Below are 18,917 nucleotides of genomic sequence, written 5' to 3'. Positions count from 1 at the left end.
CCTTGCGCCTTATGCGGCAAAAGGCGTCAAGGAAAGAGCCAATAGCGGCTAATTACGGCCAAGTGGGTCGAGCGCGCTGCGTTTTGGTCCGCCGGTGATGCCTGCATCACCGCGATAGCCGCCGCCAAATCCATTTTCACCCGCCATTTCTTGCAATCGGGCGATCCGTTCCTCGGTCGCTGGATGCGTCGAAAACATGTTCGATAGTCCAACCGGTACGATGTAAAGCTGTGCCGTGGCGGGATTGCGTTCGCTTGCGTGATTAGGGATTTGCTGGGCCGGAAGGGCGATTTTCGATAGCGCAGAAGCGAGCGCCAGCGGTTTTCCGCTTATTTCTGCGCCCGCCCGATCAGCGCCATATTCGCGCGTGCGGCTGATCGCCATTTGCACGATCATCGCAGCGAAAGGTGCAACGAATACCGCAAGCAATCCGGCAAGGCCAGCATTGCGGTCGCGGAAGAATAAGCCGAAATTTGCGAGCATCGAAATGGCACCCGCAATCGTCGCCACCATCGTCATAATCAGAGTGTCACGGTTTTTGACATGGCCCAGTTCATGCGCCATCACGCCTTCAATTTCGTCACGGTTGAGCCGATTGAGCAGTCCCGTCGTCGCGGCCACTGCGGCATGTTCCGGGTCGCGCCCGGTGGCGAAGGCATTTGGATTATCTTCATGGATCAAATAGACTTTGGGCATGGGCATTTGGGCCCGCTGCGCCAAGGCGGCGACCAGTTGATAAAAATCGGTTCCTGGCTCGACTTCCTGCGCATTGTGCATTTTCAGGACGATTTTGTCAGCATTCCAATAAGTGAAAAAATTCATTCCCACCGCTACCAACAGCGCGATCACCATACCGCCGCGTCCGCCCAGCGTAAAACCCAGCACCATGAACAAAGCGGTCAATGCCGCAAGCAACATCCCCGTCTTCATATAATTCATCGTCAAATCTCCATACCGTATAATGCCGCTATTGTTTTTAGAGGCGGCACCGCAGATATGGGGAGGGTAAAACGTAATTTCAATTCTGACTCGGAAATGAAAAAATGGCAGATAAGCAATTAATAAAACGCGCGACAAAAAGGCCCGCGTATTTGGACCTGCCCTATCCGCTGTCCAAAAGCCCTCCAATCCCGAAAGCCGCCGAGGCTAAGGCACAGCAGGCCGGAGAGAAAGATCAGCGCACCCGCTATGGCGATTGGGAGCGCGAAGGTATCGCTTGGGATTTTTAGGCCTGACAGTGCCAGATAAGTCCCTGATAAAATCACAAATTAAACCTTCATTTACCATGACACGCTATGCCAATCGGCGTTGAGGTTTGTGGAGTGGTCATGTGGAAAATCAATTTACCCTGATTTGGCTATGCCTGTCGGTCATTTTGGTTGCGGGCATGCAAATAGGATTTCTGTTTGTGGAGGCGGGGTTCGTCCGGTCCAAAAACAGTATCAATGTCGCCATGAAGAATGTTGCCGATTTCGCGGTTGCCGTTCTTGCGTTCGTGATGTTTGGCGCTGCATTGATGTTTGGGACCAGCCATTCCGGCCTGGTCGGTTGGAGCAGCGGGCTCATCGGTTTTGGCACGAGCGATCCTGCGGATCTTGCCAAGCTCCTATTTCAGGCCATGTTCTGCGGCACAGCGGCAACCATCATTTCGGGTGCGGTGGCGGAACGGATGAGGTTTAGCACTTATCTCGCTATCACTTTGTTGCTCGTGCTGCTCGTATATCCGATAATCGGCCATTGGATTTGGGGTTCCGCGATTTTGGGTGCTGGTAATGCTGGTTGGCTTGAGTCGATGGGTTTTATCGATTTCGCTGGCTCGGCGGTTGTCCACATAACAGGCGGCATCGCGGCGCTTATCATCGCATTCATCATCGGGCCGCGTATTGGGCGCTATGATGAAAATAGCGGCATACCGTCGGCTATACAGGGACATAGCCCCGTGCTGGCGGCGGCAGGAGCGTTGATATTATCGGTTGGCTGGATGGGCTTTAACACAGGCGGTTTATCCCCGGGGAGCGCGGCATTTTCCTTCGCCATTGCAAATACCGTGTTGGCCGGCTGTGCCGGCTGCGTCGCGGCCATGTTGATGGGCCGTAAATGGGATGGCCTATACCGACCCGATCGCGCGATAAATGGTCTGTTATCAGGGCTGGTCGCGATTACGGCCAGCGCCCCTTATGCCTCGCCGTTACCGGCGATTGTATTGGGCGCAGCGGCGGGGATTGTAACCTTTTTAGCGGCAGAGTTTATCGAACGGAAATTGCGCATCGATGACGCTGTTTACGCTATCGCAGTGCACGGCGTTGGCGGCATTTGCGGTATATTGGCCGTGCCGTTTATTCGCCGCGCCGAACTGGGCGGATTGCCTATGTTCGAACAATTGGCGGTGCAGGCATTGGGTGTGGTGAGCCTATGCGCCTTTTTATGCCTCACCATCGGGGCCACGGCCTGGGCCTTAAAGCGCGCCGGATTGCTGCGCGTGAGCGAGAAGGACGAGATTGCCGGGCTTAATTATGCGGAACATGGGGCGTTGTTGGGCACGGCCCGCTTGCAGAAAATATTAACCGACCTGAATGCCGGGGACAGCAATTTGACCATACGCGTTCCGGTTGATGATTTTGATGAAGGCGCGGACCTTGCCCTTGCGTTTAATGATTTTCTGGCGCGGGTGGAGGCTGCTGAAATAGAGTCGCGGGCCCGCCTGCAAGCAGAACAAGCCGCAGCAAATGCTCAAGAGCAGAAATTACTGCGCGATACAGCAGAGCGTGAAAAACAACAGCGCAAGACAATGGATCAGACTTTGCAGAATTTCAGCACCGAGTTTGGCGCTCTCGTTTCTGCACTTAATCAGCAATCGCTGAAGCTAAATGAACAAGCCATACAGCTTGGCGAAAATAGCAGCAGTTCGTCCAAAGGAGCATCCGCCGCGCGCACAGCATCGCGCGAGGCCATGGCCGTCAGCAGCGAGATGGCGCAGGCAACAACGGGGCTCGCCGCCATGTTATCGCAAGTGGCAACCAATGTCTCGGCGGCGGGACAGTCGGCTGAACAGGCGCTATCGGCCAGCCATAGCGGAAGCGCCGCTGCCGCTGCGCTCGAAAATGGAGCCGCCGATATCGGCAAGCTGGTGGACGGAATTCAGCTCATCATGCGCCGCGCCAATATCTTGGCGCTTAACGCTGCGATTGAGGCGGCAAATGCCGGGGCGTCGGGGGGCGGATTTTCGGTGGTGGCGCAGGAAATAGGCGATCTTGCCAAACAAACTCAAAAAAGCTCGCGCGAGATTGCCGTCATCGTTGAACGGCTGTCCTCATTAATCGGGGACAGCGTGGCCCATTTCCGGATCATCAATGATGAGGTCAGCCTTATGGCTGGGGCGAGCCGTGAAATAGGTGAGGCTGCCAATGAACAGGCGCGAAATGGGCAAAGGCTAGGCGAACTTGCCGCCCGCGCCACCAATTTGTCCAAACAAGCAGAGCAGAGCGTCGCGGGAACCGCCGAAGGCGTTGATGCAACCGCATCTACGGCCACTCGGCTGGAGGATAGCGCCGAGGAATTAAATCGGATCGCCGCGCGTGTAGGCGATAGCTTTCAAGCTTTGCAGAACAGCTTGCGCCGGCAGGGATGAGATGCTGTTAACTGGGCGTCTGTAAAAACGGCGCCGCAACATCGGCCGGGATGCGCAGCAACCGGCCACTGACTTTATCGAGCATCGCCCAGCGGGTTTTGGCGCGGACAATGACTTTCCCGTCACTATTCACAAATTCAACATTGCGATCAAATTGCGCACCGCGCGGCGGATCCGAAATCCATGTCCGCCCGGTTACATGCTCGCCCAGCTTTATATTGCCCCGGTAATCAATCTCATGCCGCGTCACCATCCAGATATAAGCGGCTATATGCACTGGCGAGGCGGTGGCATCCCAATGCGCAGTCGCCATATCCTGAATCCACCGCACCCACACGGCGTTGTTCACATGGCCGAGCTCGTCAATGTCGGCGGGGGCGGCGGTAAAGGTTAGGGTGAAGGGAATTAGTGTCGCCCTTCAATCTCGTTTCTGGCCGCTTCGGTTAAAAATGCGCTACGCGTCAATTTACGTATGGCCGCTGCATTGTCGATAGCATCCAGCATGCCACGGTCGAGCGAGATATTCACCCGTGTCGGGCGGCCCTTTGTTATCATATAGGGAACGGCGAGAAGGAAAGCGCCTTGTGCCAGATCATCCGCCGCCAATTTAAGAATTTCTGACAGCGGAGATGGCACAGGCATTTTTTCGCCTTCAAGATATAATATGACGGCTTCACAGGCATTGGCCAGCAAATCATCGAGATTATCCGCTGCAGAAAAGCAGCCCGGCAAGTCGGGAAAATGCACGCCAAAGGCGCTATCTTCATCCTTGTGGACGATTGCTTGATAAACGATCATGGTGCAAACTCCTTCATATCCAGCCCGCCATTCTGGCAGTGCTGCGCGGTGCCTAACGGTAAATCTCGCTTGGGGTGAGGCACGATGACAATCATGCCTCCTTTGCGAAATTTATGATGCGATGCTTTGGTGGCAACAAGCTCAAAGCCCTCGGAAAGAAGGCGTTTGACAATCTTCTTGCTATTTCGTTCCATGGTTTCGAATAGCGATGATTTGCCTGAATGTCAATATAAATGCGCAAATATATACACACAAATGCATGAATTACGCCGATGCTAAAGCTTAAATCCACCACACCCACACGGCGTTGTTCACATGGCCGAGCTTGTCAATGTCGGCGGGCGTCGGGGTGAAGGTTAGGGTGAATGTGGAGAGACCAGAAGCTGCCACGGATTTCCTTTCAGTCATAATATAGCGTAGCAACTAAAGCCGACCCGGCTTGTGGCATCTCACTGCGCTTTTGAGAACATTTCATCGTTAAACCAAATGGGTCCGCCCTTTTCTTCTTGGAACATGGAGAGGATTCGAGTTTCTCCATCATCATAACTGAGATAGAGCGCGCTGCCTTTGACAATGTAACGGCCAGTTCGGCCTTCGCGTCCGCCGACGGAGGAAACAGCATCGCTCGTCATCGAAACGCTACTACCTTGAGCAAACCGGCCATCTGGTGCGAAGCTGTAATCGTCGTTGCCAACAACGAAAATGCCGCTGCCTGCATTGGTGATCCGTTCGCTGCTGTAAATGCCTGATAGAGCGTAACCATCTGGGAATAGAATTTTGGGCGACATAAATTTGCCGCGATAATTCAGGCTGATGCCATCTTTATCTTTGCGATAATCAATATCCTCAACATCACCAGAGGCATAGTTCAGAATAATTCTATTTCCCTGAATCACATACCGGCCCGCCGTATCAGGCTGTTCGCGCATAACCGCTTGGATACTTGCATCATCCATTCCTGTCCCTTCGCCTACTCCGAGCATGAAGAGGCCCGATTTAGAAAAAATGATGCTGTTGGAAAGCGCTACCAGCGTTAAGCCGCTTGGGTACCGAAATTGATTTTCAACCCAATCGCTTCGCCAAAGGCCGACAAGCCCGGCAGGGGTTTGTAACTCGCTGTCAACTGATGTGCGTGAATGAATGTCTTTGGACGAACTAGGCGTAGCGGCTCGTGCGCTTGAATTCGCTTTTGGTTGGCCCATTTTTTGCGCGAGCCAAGTTTTTACTGCGGCCTGCGTATCTGCGTTCTTTTGCGGCTTTGCAATGTACCCGACCGCATATAACCGGTCATTAAATTTGGTTATTGAGCCATAGCATTTTGCCCCTATTTCTGGACTATCCGCGGTGCCCTCCAGCGTATCACCGCCATTAAGCTGTCGCAGGCTCGCCGACGCCAAGTCAGGGCATAATTGTGGAACAAATAGAAAGGCCATATTTGTTTCCCACGCTTGCTTCAGTGATTGCCCATCCATATGCGGCGCTGTCACACCAAAGATAATTGCGCTTTCATCAGGGGCGACAAATATCTCTGAATCCGGGCGAGGGGTGCTTTTGGTCCAAGCCGATATATCCTGTGCCTGCGCTATTTCACCAGCCAAGCATGACGTGGCCAGCGCCAGTGCGATTGGCATCCCGGCACGCAATTTCAATGGCCGCGTCACTCCCCCATCCCCAGCTGCCACAGGATAAATGCTTGCTCCTCCGCTGTTTCATACAGGCTGTTCCAACGGCCTGATTTGCCGCCGTGGCCCGCGCCCATGTTGATTTTCAGCAGCAGCAGGTTGTCATCGGTCTTCATGCTCCGCAGCTTGGCGACCATTTTGGCCGGTTCCCAATAGGTCACGCGCGGATCGTTCAGCCCGCCGGTATAGAGCATGGGTGGGTAGGCCTTTGCCTCGACCTGATCATAGGGGGAATAGCTGCGGATCAGTTCAAAATCCTCTTTGCTGGTAATCGGGTTGCCCCATTCGGGCCATTCGCCGGGGGTTAAAGGCAGGCTTTCGTCGAGCATCGTGTTGAGCACATCGACAAAGGGCACATGGGCCACCACCGCGCCGAAAATTTCGGGGGCTTGGTTGGTGACCGCACCCATCAATTCGCCCCCGGCGCTGCCGCCGCTTGCGGTCAGCTTTCCTGCGCTGGTATAGCCGCGCTCGATCAAGCCTTTGCCAACATCGACAAAATCGTTGAATGTGTTGGTCCGCTTTTTCAGCTTCCCATCCAGATACCAGCCATAGCCCAGATCATCGCCGCCGCGGATATGTGCAATGGCATAGGCAAAGCCGCGGTTGACAAGGCTGAACCGCGTAGTGCTAAACCCGGGAGGCACGGCATAGCCATAGGCGCCATAGGCATAAAGATGCAGCGGCTGTGACCCGTCTTTTTTGAAGCCTTTTTTATACAGCACCGATACCGGCACCTGCACCCCGTCCCGCGCCGTGATCATCAGCCTTTCGGTTTCATAGCTGGCAGGGTCAAAGCCAGAGGGGATTTCCTGAACCTTTAGCGTTTCGAGCCGTTTATCCGCAATGTGATAATCATAGACCGTATCGGGGGTAACCATGCTTTCATAGGCAAGCCGCAGCTTTGTCACATCATATTCGGGATTGTCCGATAGGCCCGCGTCATAACTCGCCTCTGGGAATTTAATGCGGTCGGTAACGACGGCGCTCGCATAATCCCTTATCTCCACCTGATCGAGGCCAGCAATGCGGCTTTCGGTCACGAAGAAATTTTTGAACAGCGAGAAATCGGTTAAGTACACCTCATCACTGCCCGCGACCAAGGTTTTCCAGTCACTGGGCTGCGTCAAGGGCGCGGAAGCAAGGCGGAAATTGATGTGATCATCATTGGTCAGGATGAATAGTTGCCCATCGCGGATATCGACTGAGTATTGCAGGCCCTTTTTACGCGGCTTGATAAGCACGGGCTCTGCCGACGGGTTATTTGCGGGTATCAGCCGGATTTCGCTGGTTTCATTGTCGCCGGTGTTAATAATCAACCAATCTTCCTGCGCAGAAAGCGCGACCCCAGCGGCAAATCCTTCGTCTGATTCTTCGTAGATCAGCTGGTCCTCGCTTTGCGGCGTGCCCAATTTATGCATCATAATTTTGTCGACGCGCCAATTGTCATTGACTAGGCCGTACAATAGACGCGTGCCGTCTGAGGTGAAAACGATGTTGCCCAAGGAACCTTCAATAGCATCATCGCCCCATGGCGCACGGACGCCGCACAGATTGTCCTCCATATCCTTACCCTGATCCAAACAGCGGAAGCGGACCTGGTATCTTTCCGATCCGTTATCGTCGACCGAATAGGCTATGATCTTGGCATCTCGGGAAAGGGCAACCGCGCCTAGGCGGAAATAGTCTTTGCCTTCGGCCAGAGCGTTTTCATCGAGAATCAGCTGCTCGGTTCCGCTGCCATCGGCGGCTTTGCGGTAATGTTTGCGATATTGCGCGCCTTCGTCGAATTTGCTCCAGTAAATCCAGTCGCCATCCTTTTGCGGGACGCTGCTGTCATCTTCCTTAATCCGCGCCTTCATCTCTTCGAACAGGCTATCGACCAATGGCTTTTGTGCCGCCATATTGGCCTCGAAATAGGCATTTTCAGCCTTTAGATAATCCAGCACATCTGGATCATCCACAACAGGATAACTTTGATCTTTTAACCAATGATAGGGATCCTCCACCGTAATCCCGTGATGGCTAAAGCTAAAAGGGCGCTTTTCGGCAACGGGCGGCGAAGCAGCGGAAGTTTTTTCGGTCATTTTTCGGGTCGGCTTTCATTATTGGTTTGGGCAAATGCAATCGGCGCGGCGGGCAGCATAGACAGAAGGTAAAGCGCTGCTGCTGTTTTGATGACCTTCATATTTCGCTCCAGTTGCTTATGGTAAATCGCGGATAATGCGCTTATGTTATGGCTTAAATTGATATTCAAGAAAATTGGAGCAGCCCCATGTTGATGCAAACCCATGAAGCCCGTCTTTCCGCCCTGCGTGAAGAATTGAAACGGCGCGGCCTGTCCGGTTTTGTGGTGCCCATTTGCGATGAACATATGAGCGAATATGTCGGCGAATATGCGCAGCGCCTGGGCTGGCTCACCGGATTTGGCGGCAGCGCGGGGAGCGCCGTGGTTATGGCGAACAAGGCCGCGATCTTTACCGATGGCCGCTATACGGTGCAGGTCCGTGAACAGGTGGACGGCAATCATTATGAGTATGTGCCGGTCGGACAAACCAAACCGCATGAATGGATAAAGACCCACGCCAACGCCGGAGATAAAATTGGCTATGACGCATGGCTACACACCGAAGCATGGGTCAAAATGGCGAGCGATGCTGCGGCCAGCGTCGGCGCGCAAATGGTCGCGGTGGACGGCAACCCCATTGACGCGGTATGGTCCGATCAACCCACTCGGTCCGATGCCCCGCTCGCGGTGCATACCGATGCCGATGCGGGTAAGAGCAGCGATCAGAAGCGCAGCGAAATGGCCGAAGAATTGCGCGCAAAGGGCGTTGACGCCGCCGTTATTGCGGCACTTGATTCGGTTGCCTGGGTGTTTAACATTCGCGGCGGCGATGTCGCCAACACGCCGGTTCCGCTGGCCTTTACCTTGCTGCACAGCGACGGGACTGCCGAGCTTTTTGTGGCACCGGAAAAAATGACGCCGCAGGTGCAGGCGCATTTGGGCAATCAGGTTACCGTGCGCCGCTATGATGAACTGGCGGAGCAGCTGGGCACGCTATCGGGTAAAAAGGTTGCGGTGGACCCTGATATGTCGGTTGCGGCGATATCACAGGCTCTGAAATCGGGCGGTGCGCAAATCGTTCAAATGCGCGATCCAGCAATCTTGCCCAAAGCGATCAAGAATGAACGCGAGCGGCAGGGGACGCGCGATGCCCATATCCGCGACGGTGCCGCGCTCACTCGGTTTTTGCGCTGGTGCAGTGAGGAGCTGGTTAAGGGCGGGCAGGATGAGTTGTCGGCGGCGGCAAAGCTGCGCGAATTTCGTGAGGCGACGGGCGTGCTGAAAGATATCAGCTTCCGAACAATTTCAGCGACCGGCCCGCATGGCGCGCTGTGCCATTATTCGGTGAATGAAGAAACCAATCTTCCTATCGAAGATGGACATCTGTATCTGGTTGATAGCGGCGGGCAATATTTGGACGGCACGACCGATGTGACGCGGGTAGTTGCGGTCGGCGAACCGACGGCAGAAATGCGCAAACGCTATACGCAGGTGCTAAAGGGCCATATCGCGCTCGCTCAGGCGCGTTTCCCCGATGGCACGGCCGGCGGAGCGCTCGATGCGCTGGCGCGGCAATATCTGTGGGCGGACGGGGTCGATTATGCACATGGCACTGGCCACGGCGTGGGCAGCTATCTCGCTGTGCATGAAGGGCCGCAGCGTATCGGTATGAGCGCAGGGGTTCAAGCCGGAACGGGCGAGCCGCTGCGCGCAGGCATGATCCTGTCCAACGAACCAGGTTATTATAAAGAAGGCGCCTTCGGCATTCGCATTGAAAATCTGGTGCTTGTGCGCAAAGCCGATATTGATGGGGCAGAGGGTGATTATCTGGAATTTGAAAATCTAACCTGGGCGCCATTGGAACCCAAGTTGATCGACGCGGCTTTGTTATCACCCACCGAAATCGAGTGGGTGAATAACTATCATACGCAGGTTTTGGATATTGTCGGCCAGCAGCTTGATGGTGACGACAATATCTGGCTTGAAAAAATGTGCCAACCTATCGGGTAAAATGCTGAGCAGGTTTATCCTGCCAACATATTGGAATAAACGGCAATCAGCGCCATGACCGCCAGCCCCAATTGGGTGAGCATGGTGATGATCGTGCCCACCAATCTCGCTTTTTCGATCGAGCCGCCGTCCATACCAAAGGCGTGGGCAATGCGTCCGAAAATATAGATTACACCTACCGCCCATAGCCAAGTCGATGTTCCTCCGGTCAGTTCGAGCACTGCGATCAGGATCAGAACAATCGGCGTGTTTTCGGCAAAATTGGCATGAGCTCGCATCCGGCGGATCAGAAATTCGTTGCCGCCATCGCCAACCGAGATTTGATTTGCGATCCGCGCCTTGCCGCAACGCATCATCAACCATATGTTCAACAACGCAGCCGCCGCCGCGATGGTAAGCGTTATTTCTAATTTCATTGGTTCATTCCCTCTGTGAATTTTATCATTCTTCCTACACATCATGTCTATGGTTGCAAAGCTTTGAAAATTGGCTATACGCGCCGCTCACCCGAATGCTTGAGCAATGGGCTGGTGATTCTGGCGGGCTTAGTTTTTGCCCGTTCTTGCCACTAACCGCTTATTGGCTTATGCATTTATGACCATTATTTGATTTGAAACGGAACAGGTGCCGAAATGGCTGTCCCTAAGAGAAAAACTACTCCTTCCAAGCGCAACATGCGCCGTAGCCACGATTCGCTGAAAGCAGAGGCGTTTCAGGAATGCCCCAATTGCGGTGAATTGAAACGCCCGCATCATATGTGTGATGCCTGCGGTCATTATAATGGCCGTGAAATTTTGGCGGCTGGCTAATATTCCATTGGCTGGTTTCCTGACATTACGCAATTTCAGGGAGAATAGACAGTGACCATGAACCCGCGTATCGCCATTGACGCGATGGGCGGCGATGAAGGCGTGTCTGTTATGGTCGCCGGGGCTGCGCTTGCGCGGCATCGGCATAGCGATTTCAAATTCCTGCTGGTGGGGGACGAGGCGCGTATTAAATCCGCGCTGGATGATCATCCCAATTTGCGGAGCGCGTCGGAAATCCTGCACACTGATGAGGTTGTTTCGGGCGATGACAAGCCAAGCCAAGCGCTGCGCAAATCGCGCGGCAGTTCGATGGGCCTAGCGATCAATGCGGTAAAGGCAGGGGACGCAGCTGCTGCTGTCAGTGCGGGCAATACAGGCGCGTTGATGGCAATGGCGAAAGTTGCCTTGCGCACAATGCCGGGCATTGACCGGCCTGCGCTTGCGGCATTGCTACCGACATTGATCGACAGCGATGTTGTGATGTTGGACCTTGGCGCTAATACCGATTGCGATGCGGGAAATTTGGTTCAATTCGCGGTTATGGGCGCCGCCTATTCGCGGGTAATCTACGGATTTGACCGGCCACGCGTTCGCCTTTTAAACATCGGTACAGAAGATATGAAGGGCACCGACGAGCTGCGCGATGCCGCTGCGCATCTGCATGATTCGACCCGGCTTGCCATGGATTTTCAGGGCTTTATCGAAGCAGATAAGATCAACCGCGGCGAATGTGACGTTGTGGTATGCGATGGATTTTCGGGCAACATTGCGCTGAAGGCAATTGAAGGGTCGGCGCGCTTTGTGACTGATTTGCTAAAGCGGGCCTTTACCAGTTCTTTTCGGTCGAAGGTCGGGTTTTTGGTGTCGCGGCCAGCAACGGAGCTGTTGCGGCATCATCTGGACCCTAACAATCATAATGGCGCGGTGTTTATGGGCTTGAACGGCGTAGTCGTTAAAAGCCATGGCAGCGCCAGTGTCGGCGGTGTTGCTAATGCCGTAGAAGTCGCAGCGCGGTTGGTGGAGGAGGATATTACCGACCGCATCACCCGCGACCTTGCCAGTATCGCCAATGGCGGTGACACGGCTTCATGAGTGACGCTGCTTTCCGCGCTGTCATTAAAGGAACGGGGTCGGCCCTTCCCAAACAGCGGGTTTCCAATAGCGAGCTTGCCCAGCGGGTTGATACGTCCGACGCATGGATCACCGAGCGCACGGGTATCAAATATCGCCATATTGCTGGCCCAGACGAGACCACGGCGACGCTGGCTGCGAAAGCCGCTGAACAGGCGCTTGACGCTGCCGGAATGCAGGCCAGCGATATTGATTTGATCATTGTTGCCACGGCCACCCCAGATCAAACTTTTCCGGCAAGCGCGACTATCGTGCAAAATATATTGGGCGCAAATGGCGGTGTTGCCTTTGATGTAGCCGCCGTTTGCTCTGGATTTCTCTACGCTTTTTCTGTCGCCGAAAGTATGATCCGGGCTGGTTCAGCCAAAAATGCATTGGTCATCGGATCGGAAACATTCAGCCGGATTTTGGACTGGGAAGACCGGACAACCTGCGTGCTGTTTGGTGACGGCGCGGGGGCAGTGGTGCTGTCGGGAGAGACTGGTGAGCGCGGCGTTTTGGCCACGAAATTGCATGCCGATGGCCAGCATAATCAGCTGTTATATGTCGATGGCGGGCCTTCGACTACGGGCACTGTCGGCAAATTGCGGATGAAGGGGCAAGAGGTTTTCCGCCACGCTGTGACCAATTTGGCCGATGTCATGGCCGAAGTGCTGACGGCTGCCGATTTACCGGCCAGTGATATTGACTGGGTGGTGCCGCATCAAGCAAATGCTCGGATCATAAACGCAACCGTGCGTAAATTGGGGCTGTCACCTGATAAAGTGGTGCTAACCGTGGATCAACATGCAAACACGTCTGCTGCATCGGTGCCGCTGGCACTCGATGTTGCTGTGCGCGATGGCCGCATCAAAAAGGGTGATTTGGTCGTTCTAGAAGCGATGGGCGGCGGCTTTACCTGGGGCGCGTCGATCGTGCGTTTTTAGACGCTTAAATGGATCAGTTCAGAATTGCTTTTGTCAGATTTTACATTACAGTGTTTCGGCGGTATAAAAATAATCGAAGTTTAGCTGAACAAGTGCTGGAGACGTTGAATGGCTGACGCAGGAACATTAACACGGGCCGATTTGGCCGAAACATTAAATCGTCAAATTGGTCTTTCGCGGACCGAATCGGCGGCAGTGATCGAATCCATTTTGGATCACATGACAAATGCTTTAATCGGCGGAGAGAATGTGAAAATATCTGGTTTCGGCACATTCGTGCTCCGCGACAAAGGGGAGCGTGTTGGCCGCAACCCCAAAACTGGCGTTGAAGTGCCGATTACGCCGCGCCGCGTTTTGACCTTTCGTGCGAGCCAAGGTATGCGCGAACGCGTCAAATAATTTGTCGCGGGAGTAATATTTTGGACAAAGCATCCGGAGCATTCCGCACCATCGGTGAAATGGCAAGAATATTGGGCGTCAAAACCCATATTCTGCGATACTGGGAAGAACAGTTCCCCATGCTGCAACCGTTAAAACGAGCGGGCGGCAGGCGGCATTATCGCAGCGATGATGTCGCACTGCTCCAAACGATAAACCGGCTGCTCAATAGCGAAGGCTATACGATCAAAGGCGCGCGTAAATATTTGGAAAATGGGGCGCGCGCCCATAGCTCCGCCACTAACGGCAGTGGCAAATTGCCCAATTCCGATGGCGCGCCGGTCCCCGCCGACTCTAACGCTGTTTCTATCGATGCGTTAAAAGCGATACGAGCAAGGCTTGCTGATGCGCTCGCGGCAGCCTGACACTTAGGTCCTGACCCTTAAGCCATTACCCTAATATTCGTCATCTGGACCAAGTTCCGGGTCCAGATCGCGCGGCCGGATAAAGCGTTTCAAGCTTCCTGTGCCGCGATCAATTTCGGCCCAATGGTCAATGTCGATCGCAATTTGCGCGAGCGCAGCGGTGGGATATTTTGCATATACACTGGCGCGCAGGTCGCCGTCCTGTTCGGGCACCAGATCGAGGATCAAATCCTCCATTCCCGGATTGTGGCCCAACATCAAAATATGGTCCAATCCATCATCCATTTCGCGCAGAACATCCATCAATGTCGCCGACGAAGCGAGGTAAATGCGCCTTTCCCATTTGGGCTCAATCCGTTTGCCATAGCCCGACCCTACATGATCGATCGTTTCGATAACACGAATGGCGGGGCTAGCCACCACATGGTCGAACACAAGCTTTTCGCTGCGCATATATTGGCCCATGACGCGTGCGGCTCGTTCGCCCTTTTTATTTAATGGCCGGTCAAAATCGCGCGCAACAGGATCGTCCCAGCTCGATTTGGCATGCCGTAATAGGGTAAGAGTTTTCAAAAGGGTATATCCTCGTCCACCGGGTTAATAACACCCTCCTGCCCGAATTTTGTTGCAGGTGAAAGACCCGATTTCACCGCGATAACGGCCTGATCCAATGTGACACGGCGGATATTGGTTCCTGCGGGAAAAGCGGTCATTAACCGCGACGGGGCGGCTGCGGATAATAGCACAAAATGACCCTTGTCGTCCTTACTACGGATCAACCGGCCAAAGGCCTGCGCGAGCCGTGCGCGGATGATGCGGTCGTCATAACCGGTGGCTCCGCCCGGGTCATCCTTTGCGGCAAGGCGGCGGGCACGGTGAACAATATCAGGACGCGGCCAGGGAATTTGTTCCATGATCACACATCTGAGCGAATGGCCGGGCACGTCCATTCCATCGCGCAAGGCATCAGTACCCAATAGGCTGGCATGCGGATCATCCCGGAAAATATCCACGAGCGTGCCGGTATCGATCGGGTCGATATGCTGCGCATATAGGGGGAGGCCATCGCGCGCCAGCCGGTCGGCAATGCGGGCATGCACGCTTTTAAGCCGGCGTATGGCAGTGAATAGTCCCAGCGTTCCACCGCCCGATGCATTGATAAGCGCTGCATAGGCCCCGGCCAGAGCCGCTAGATCGCCGCGTTTAACGTCGGTAACTATCAGGACCTCGGCTTGGTTTGCATAATCGAACGGGCTGCCTGCGCTAAAATGCTGTGCACCATGATCGAGATGAACCGCGCCCGTGCGGGCATCGGCGTTGGACCAATCGCCGCCGCTTCGCAGCGTCGCTGAAGTAGCCAGCACGCCATGGCTTGGCTTCAATACAATCTGTGCAACCGGCTTCATTGGGTCGATCCAGCGCCGGTGCATCCCAATGTCAAATTCACGGCCCTCTATCCGGTCAATCGCCAACCAGTCGGCAAAATCGAGATCAGCAGGGCCGCTAATCCGGCCTAACATCGCGGTCCAAGCGCGTAAAGTGTCGGCGCGCCAGCCAAGACTGCCGATCGCTCCTTCAATCCGTGCCCGCGCCGCACCGTCGAGCCAATCCGGCGGATCGGTGATGATCGCCTCCAACCTTTGCCCCAATATGGTGAGCGGCCGCGCTATGGAATCAAGCGCCGCCTGCGCCTGCGCCGCTGCATCGATCAATAAGGCGGAGGGGTCGGCCAACTCGGTTTCCAAGCCATAGCCGGCCTCTGCATCGCCATTTTCGTCGCGGGCGAACACCATCGTACGAATGGCGGCGAGCAGCTTTTCAATAGGACCCGACGCCGCATTTTCCTGCAACCGGGAAAGCCATCCTTCGCCGGGTAATGCTTCTGCGGCGATGCGGGCCATTTCAATCGCCGTCCCGCCTTCACCGTCATAGCTGGCCACATCGGCCAGCCGCGCTGATAAACCCCGCCTGCGCCCGCGCGCTTTGCCCTCTGGGCCAATGATCCAGCGGCGCAGCTCAATTGCCTCTTGCCCCGTCAGCGCGGCGGCAAACATTGAATCGGCGGCGTCGAACAAATGGTGGCCTTCGTCAAATATGATCCGGGTCGGCCGGTTCGCCTCATCACGCCCGCTGCCAAAGCCCCCTCTGGCGGCGTTGACCATCATCAAAGCATGATTGGCGATGACGATGCTCGCATGCTGGCTCGACCGCGCGGATCGTTCGATATAGCATTTGCGGTAATGTGGGCATCCCGCATAGATGCACTCGCCGCGCCGGTCGGTCAGCGCCGCCGGGCCATTGCGGCGGAACAGCGTCGTTAGCCATCCCGGCAAATCACCTCCCACCATGTCGCCATCGGATGTATAGGCGGCCCAGCGGGCGACCAAATGCGCCAATATCGCTGCGCGCCCGGTAAATCCGCCTTGCAAGGCATCCTCCAAGTTCAACAGGCACAGATAATTTTCCCGCCCCTTGCGCACCGCGACCCGCCGCCGAAACTCGCTTTCATCCGGGCATATCCGGCGCGTTTCGCGCACCAATTGGCGTTGCAGCGCCTTGGTATAAGTGGAAATCCAAACCGCGCCGTCCGCCGCTTCACTCCATAGCGATGCAGGCGCGAGATAACCCAAAGTCTTGCCAATGCCGGTACCGGCCTCCGCCAGCAACATATTGGGTTCGCCCTTGCGCGCGCGGGGGGCAAAAATTTGCGCCGTGGCGGCGGCAAATTGGCGCTGTCCGTCCCGCGTTTCTGCGCCGCTGCCGACCAGCGCGGCGAGCCGGGCCTGCACCTCTCCCTCGCCAAGCGTTACTTGACGCGGCGCCGGTCTTGGCGGTGCCTCCTCCCATTCGGGCAAGCGGGAAAACAGGATACGCTCCGCCTTTTCAGGTTTTTTCAAATGTTGCAGAACCAAGTTGGCCCATGGCCAGCGCAGCCGCATTAACGCCTGTGCGCTGTCCCACGCGCCCTCGCGTTCGGCCCAATTAGGATCGGACAGGGTCGCGAGCAATTTTTGCGCAGCGGCAATATAGAGGCGGGGTATATCCGCCTCCCGTTCGTGCGAGGGACTAGGGGTGGGCGCGTCAATATGTGCAGCCCCCTCTCCTTCCGCAGCTCCGCTGCTCCCTCCTCTCCCCTGAAGGGGAGAGGGCTTTTCCAACCCCAAAACATCCGCCAGCCCTTTTGGTGTGGGGACCATGAATTGGGCCGGGTGGACAAATGCGAACAGCTCCAAGAGATCGAGCCCTGACAAATCCCCATAGCCCAGCCGCTGCGCCACCAGCGGCGCGTTGAGTAGGACCAAAGGCGTCTCCGCCGCCCGCCCAGCGGCCTCGCCCTTGCTGACCCGCGCAATATTCCCATCCGGCGCCGCGATCCAGATACCGGCATGGCTTGCATGCAGCGCAGGAAAGTTTAGGGACAAATCCACGCCGCTATGCATACGCGAATCAAGAACGAAAAGGAAACAGGTAAAGTGAACGAATTTCAGGAAGCAGCGCAGCAGAGCAAGGCTTGGCCCTTTGAAGAGGCGCGGCGGATTCTGAAACGGTTGCCAAATGGCAAGCCTGATGGCTCGCCTATTTTGTTTGAAACCGGCTATGGCCCGTCGGGCCTGCCGCATATCGGGACGTTTAACGAGGTGCTGCGCACCACGATGGTGCGGCGGGCGTTTGAAACGCTGACCGGCGGGGCGATACCCACGCGGCTGGTGGCGTTCAGCGACGATATGGACGGGCTGCGTAAGGTGCCTGATAATATTCCCAACCCCGACATGTTGACCGAAGATTTGCACAAGCCATTGACGCAGGTGCGCGATCCGTTTGGCAAATATGAAAGCTTCGCGCATCATAACAATGCGATGCTACGCGCGTTTTTGGACCGCTTTGGCTTCGATTATGAATTTGTGAGTTCGACAGAGCAATATACCAGCGGCGCGTTTGACGATGCGCTTCGCAACCTATTGCGCAATTATCAGGCGGTGATGGACATCATGCTGCCCACGCTGGGCAAGGAGCGTCAGGCGACCTATTCGCCGGTGCTGCCGATATCGGCGAAATCGGGTCATGTGTTGCAGGTCGCGGTGGAGGTGCTGGATGCAGACAGCGGCATGATCGCATTTGAGGATGCGGGCGAGCGCGTCGAACATTGCATCCTTTCGGGCGGAGCTAAACTGCAATGGAAAGCGGATTGGGCCATGCGCTGGGTCGCGCTGGACGTGGATTATGAAATGTATGGCAAAGACCTGACCGAAAGCGGCGTGCAATCGGGCCGGATTGCCAAGGCGCTGGGCGGGCGCAAGCCGGAGGGGCTGATCTATGAAATGTTCCTCGATGAAAAAGGCGAAAAGATTTCCAAATCGAAAGGCAATGGCCTGACGCTGGAACAATGGCTGGATTACGGCAGCGAGGAGAGTCTTGCCTTCTACATCTACCGCGAACCGAAATCGGCCAAGCAGCTGCATATCGGGGTGATCCCGCGCGCGGTGGATGAATATCTGCAAATGCGGGGCACCTACCCCGATCAGGATGCGGACAAGAAGCTCGGCAATCCAGTCCATCATCTCCATGCGGCGCGCGGTGAAGCGGTGCCGGCGGCGGTGCTTCCCGTCACCTATGGTCTGCTGCTTAATCTGGTGGGTGTGATGGGCGCGGATGCCAGCAAAGGCCAAATCTGGGCCTATCTCGGCAATTATACGGACGGGGCGAGCGCGCAGGATTATCCCGAACTCGACAAGCTCATTGACAATGCGATGGCCTATAACCGCGATTTCGTTGCGCCCACGCTCAATCGCCGCAAGCCCCTGGGCGGGGAGGTTGCTGCTTTGCAGCAGCTGGATGCGCAGCTCGCGGTGCTATCTGATGATGCAAGCGCGGAGGATATCCAAACCATCGTATATACCATCGGCAAGGAAGGCGGATTTGAAAATCTGCGCGACTGGTTCAAGGCGCTGTATGAAACGCTGCTCGGGTCCAGCGCGGGTCCGCGCATGGGCAGTTTTATCAAGCTATATGGCATTGAAAACAGCCGGCGGTTGATTGCCGAGGCGCTGCAGTAAACAGGCAT

The 18,917-nt window shown here is 55.5% G+C and carries 18 protein-coding genes; 9 read left to right on the top strand and 9 right to left on the bottom strand.

What is annotated here, in order from left to right:
• Window positions 1–48: 48 nt before the first annotated feature.
• Entirely contained in the window at window positions 49–939 is an 891-nt protein-coding gene (gene htpX / locus ACFOWX_RS11400) for a zinc metalloprotease HtpX (RefSeq protein ID WP_381424188.1), read from the bottom strand.
• A gap of 104 nt (window positions 940–1,043) precedes the next feature.
• Here htpX and ACFOWX_RS11395 point away from each other — a divergent pair, with 104 nt between their 5' ends.
• Both ACFOWX_RS11395 and ACFOWX_RS11390 read left to right on the top strand, forming a co-directional pair.
• Window positions 1,044–1,229: a DUF1674 domain-containing protein gene (locus ACFOWX_RS11395; protein ID WP_381424185.1), complete on the top strand. Its 186-nt coding sequence runs from the start codon at window positions 1,044–1,046 to the stop codon at window positions 1,227–1,229.
• 101 nt (window positions 1,230–1,330) lie between these two features.
• Complete coding sequence (locus ACFOWX_RS11390) at window positions 1,331–3,628, top strand: methyl-accepting chemotaxis protein (protein ID WP_381424183.1); 2,298 nt, start codon at window positions 1,331–1,333, stop codon at window positions 3,626–3,628.
• A gap of 7 nt (window positions 3,629–3,635) precedes the next feature.
• On the opposite strand, the gene ACFOWX_RS11385 is transcribed toward ACFOWX_RS11390, so the two are convergent.
• The 5 genes from ACFOWX_RS11385 to ACFOWX_RS11365 all read right to left on the bottom strand — a co-directional run bounded on the left by ACFOWX_RS11385 (window position 3,636) and on the right by ACFOWX_RS11365 (window position 8,195).
• Window positions 3,636–4,034 (bottom strand): acyl-CoA thioesterase, encoded by a 399-nt coding sequence (locus ACFOWX_RS11385; protein WP_381425037.1) that lies wholly within the window; start codon window positions 4,032–4,034, stop codon window positions 3,636–3,638.
• Window positions 4,034–4,426 (bottom strand): type II toxin-antitoxin system HicB family antitoxin, encoded by a 393-nt coding sequence (locus ACFOWX_RS11380; RefSeq protein WP_381424182.1) that lies wholly within the window; start codon window positions 4,424–4,426, stop codon window positions 4,034–4,036. Before ACFOWX_RS11380 ends, ACFOWX_RS11385 begins: the two co-directional genes overlap by 1 nt.
• Complete coding sequence (locus ACFOWX_RS11375; RefSeq protein WP_381424180.1) at window positions 4,423–4,620, bottom strand: type II toxin-antitoxin system HicA family toxin; 198 nt, start codon at window positions 4,618–4,620, stop codon at window positions 4,423–4,425. Before ACFOWX_RS11375 ends, ACFOWX_RS11380 begins: the two co-directional genes overlap by 4 nt.
• A gap of 255 nt (window positions 4,621–4,875) precedes the next feature.
• Window positions 4,876–6,087 (bottom strand): hypothetical protein, encoded by a 1,212-nt coding sequence (locus tag ACFOWX_RS11370; protein ID WP_381424178.1) that lies wholly within the window; start codon window positions 6,085–6,087, stop codon window positions 4,876–4,878.
• On the bottom strand, window positions 6,084–8,195 hold the full coding sequence (locus ACFOWX_RS11365) for a S9 family peptidase (protein ID WP_381424176.1): 2,112 nt from the start codon (window positions 8,193–8,195) through the stop codon (window positions 6,084–6,086). The genes ACFOWX_RS11370 and ACFOWX_RS11365 overlap by 4 nt, the downstream gene beginning before the upstream one ends.
• A 194-nt stretch (window positions 8,196–8,389) precedes the next feature.
• On the opposite strand from ACFOWX_RS11365, the gene ACFOWX_RS11360 reads away from it, so the two are divergent.
• A complete protein-coding gene (locus ACFOWX_RS11360; RefSeq protein WP_381425035.1) occupies window positions 8,390–10,186 on the top strand; it encodes an aminopeptidase P family protein in 1,797 nt (598 codons plus the stop codon).
• Between the two features lie 14 nt (window positions 10,187–10,200).
• Here the strand turns inward: ACFOWX_RS11360 and ACFOWX_RS11355 are convergent, their stop codons facing one another.
• Window positions 10,201–10,602, bottom strand: a complete 402-nt coding sequence (locus ACFOWX_RS11355; RefSeq protein WP_381424174.1) for an MAPEG family protein — start codon at window positions 10,600–10,602, stop codon at window positions 10,201–10,203.
• 216 nt (window positions 10,603–10,818) lie between these two features.
• Between ACFOWX_RS11355 and rpmF the strand changes: the two genes are divergently transcribed.
• The 5 genes from rpmF to ACFOWX_RS11330 all read left to right on the top strand — a co-directional run bounded on the left by rpmF (window position 10,819) and on the right by ACFOWX_RS11330 (window position 13,855).
• Entirely contained in the window at window positions 10,819–10,995 is a 177-nt protein-coding gene (rpmF, locus tag ACFOWX_RS11350) for a 50S ribosomal protein L32 (protein ID WP_381424172.1), read from the top strand.
• Between the two features lie 57 nt (window positions 10,996–11,052).
• Complete coding sequence (plsX, locus tag ACFOWX_RS11345; RefSeq protein WP_381425033.1) at window positions 11,053–12,087, top strand: phosphate acyltransferase PlsX; 1,035 nt, start codon at window positions 11,053–11,055, stop codon at window positions 12,085–12,087.
• Window positions 12,084–13,052, top strand: a complete 969-nt coding sequence (locus ACFOWX_RS11340) for a beta-ketoacyl-ACP synthase III (RefSeq protein WP_381424170.1) — start codon at window positions 12,084–12,086, stop codon at window positions 13,050–13,052. Before plsX ends, ACFOWX_RS11340 begins: the two co-directional genes overlap by 4 nt.
• Window positions 13,053–13,160: 108 nt before the next feature.
• Complete coding sequence (locus ACFOWX_RS11335) at window positions 13,161–13,451, top strand: integration host factor subunit alpha (protein WP_381424168.1); 291 nt, start codon at window positions 13,161–13,163, stop codon at window positions 13,449–13,451.
• Between the two features lie 20 nt (window positions 13,452–13,471).
• Window positions 13,472–13,855 (top strand): MerR family transcriptional regulator, encoded by a 384-nt coding sequence (locus ACFOWX_RS11330; protein WP_381424166.1) that lies wholly within the window; start codon window positions 13,472–13,474, stop codon window positions 13,853–13,855.
• Window positions 13,856–13,885: 30 nt separating this feature from the next.
• Here the strand turns inward: ACFOWX_RS11330 and ACFOWX_RS11325 are convergent, their stop codons facing one another.
• Both ACFOWX_RS11325 and ACFOWX_RS11320 read right to left on the bottom strand, forming a co-directional pair.
• The gene (locus ACFOWX_RS11325; RefSeq protein ID WP_381424164.1) at window positions 13,886–14,428 is read right to left on the bottom strand and encodes a SixA phosphatase family protein; all 543 of its coding nucleotides are present in this window, start codon (window positions 14,426–14,428) and stop codon (window positions 13,886–13,888) included.
• Window positions 14,425–17,295, bottom strand: a complete 2,871-nt coding sequence (locus tag ACFOWX_RS11320; protein ID WP_381424162.1) for an ATP-dependent DNA helicase — start codon at window positions 17,293–17,295, stop codon at window positions 14,425–14,427. Before ACFOWX_RS11320 ends, ACFOWX_RS11325 begins: the two co-directional genes overlap by 4 nt.
• Between ACFOWX_RS11320 and ACFOWX_RS11315 the strand changes: the two genes are divergently transcribed.
• Complete coding sequence (locus ACFOWX_RS11315) at window positions 17,290–18,909, top strand: lysine--tRNA ligase (RefSeq protein WP_381424160.1); 1,620 nt, start codon at window positions 17,290–17,292, stop codon at window positions 18,907–18,909. The genes ACFOWX_RS11320 and ACFOWX_RS11315 overlap by 6 nt on opposite strands.
• Window positions 18,910–18,917 lie beyond the last annotated feature (8 nt).

The sequence above is a fragment of the Sphingorhabdus arenilitoris genome (assembly GCF_042651485.1).
GTDB classification, from domain to species: domain Bacteria; phylum Pseudomonadota; class Alphaproteobacteria; order Sphingomonadales; family Sphingomonadaceae; genus Sphingorhabdus_B; species Sphingorhabdus_B arenilitoris.
This window is presented reverse-complemented; position numbering and strand designations above follow the sequence as displayed.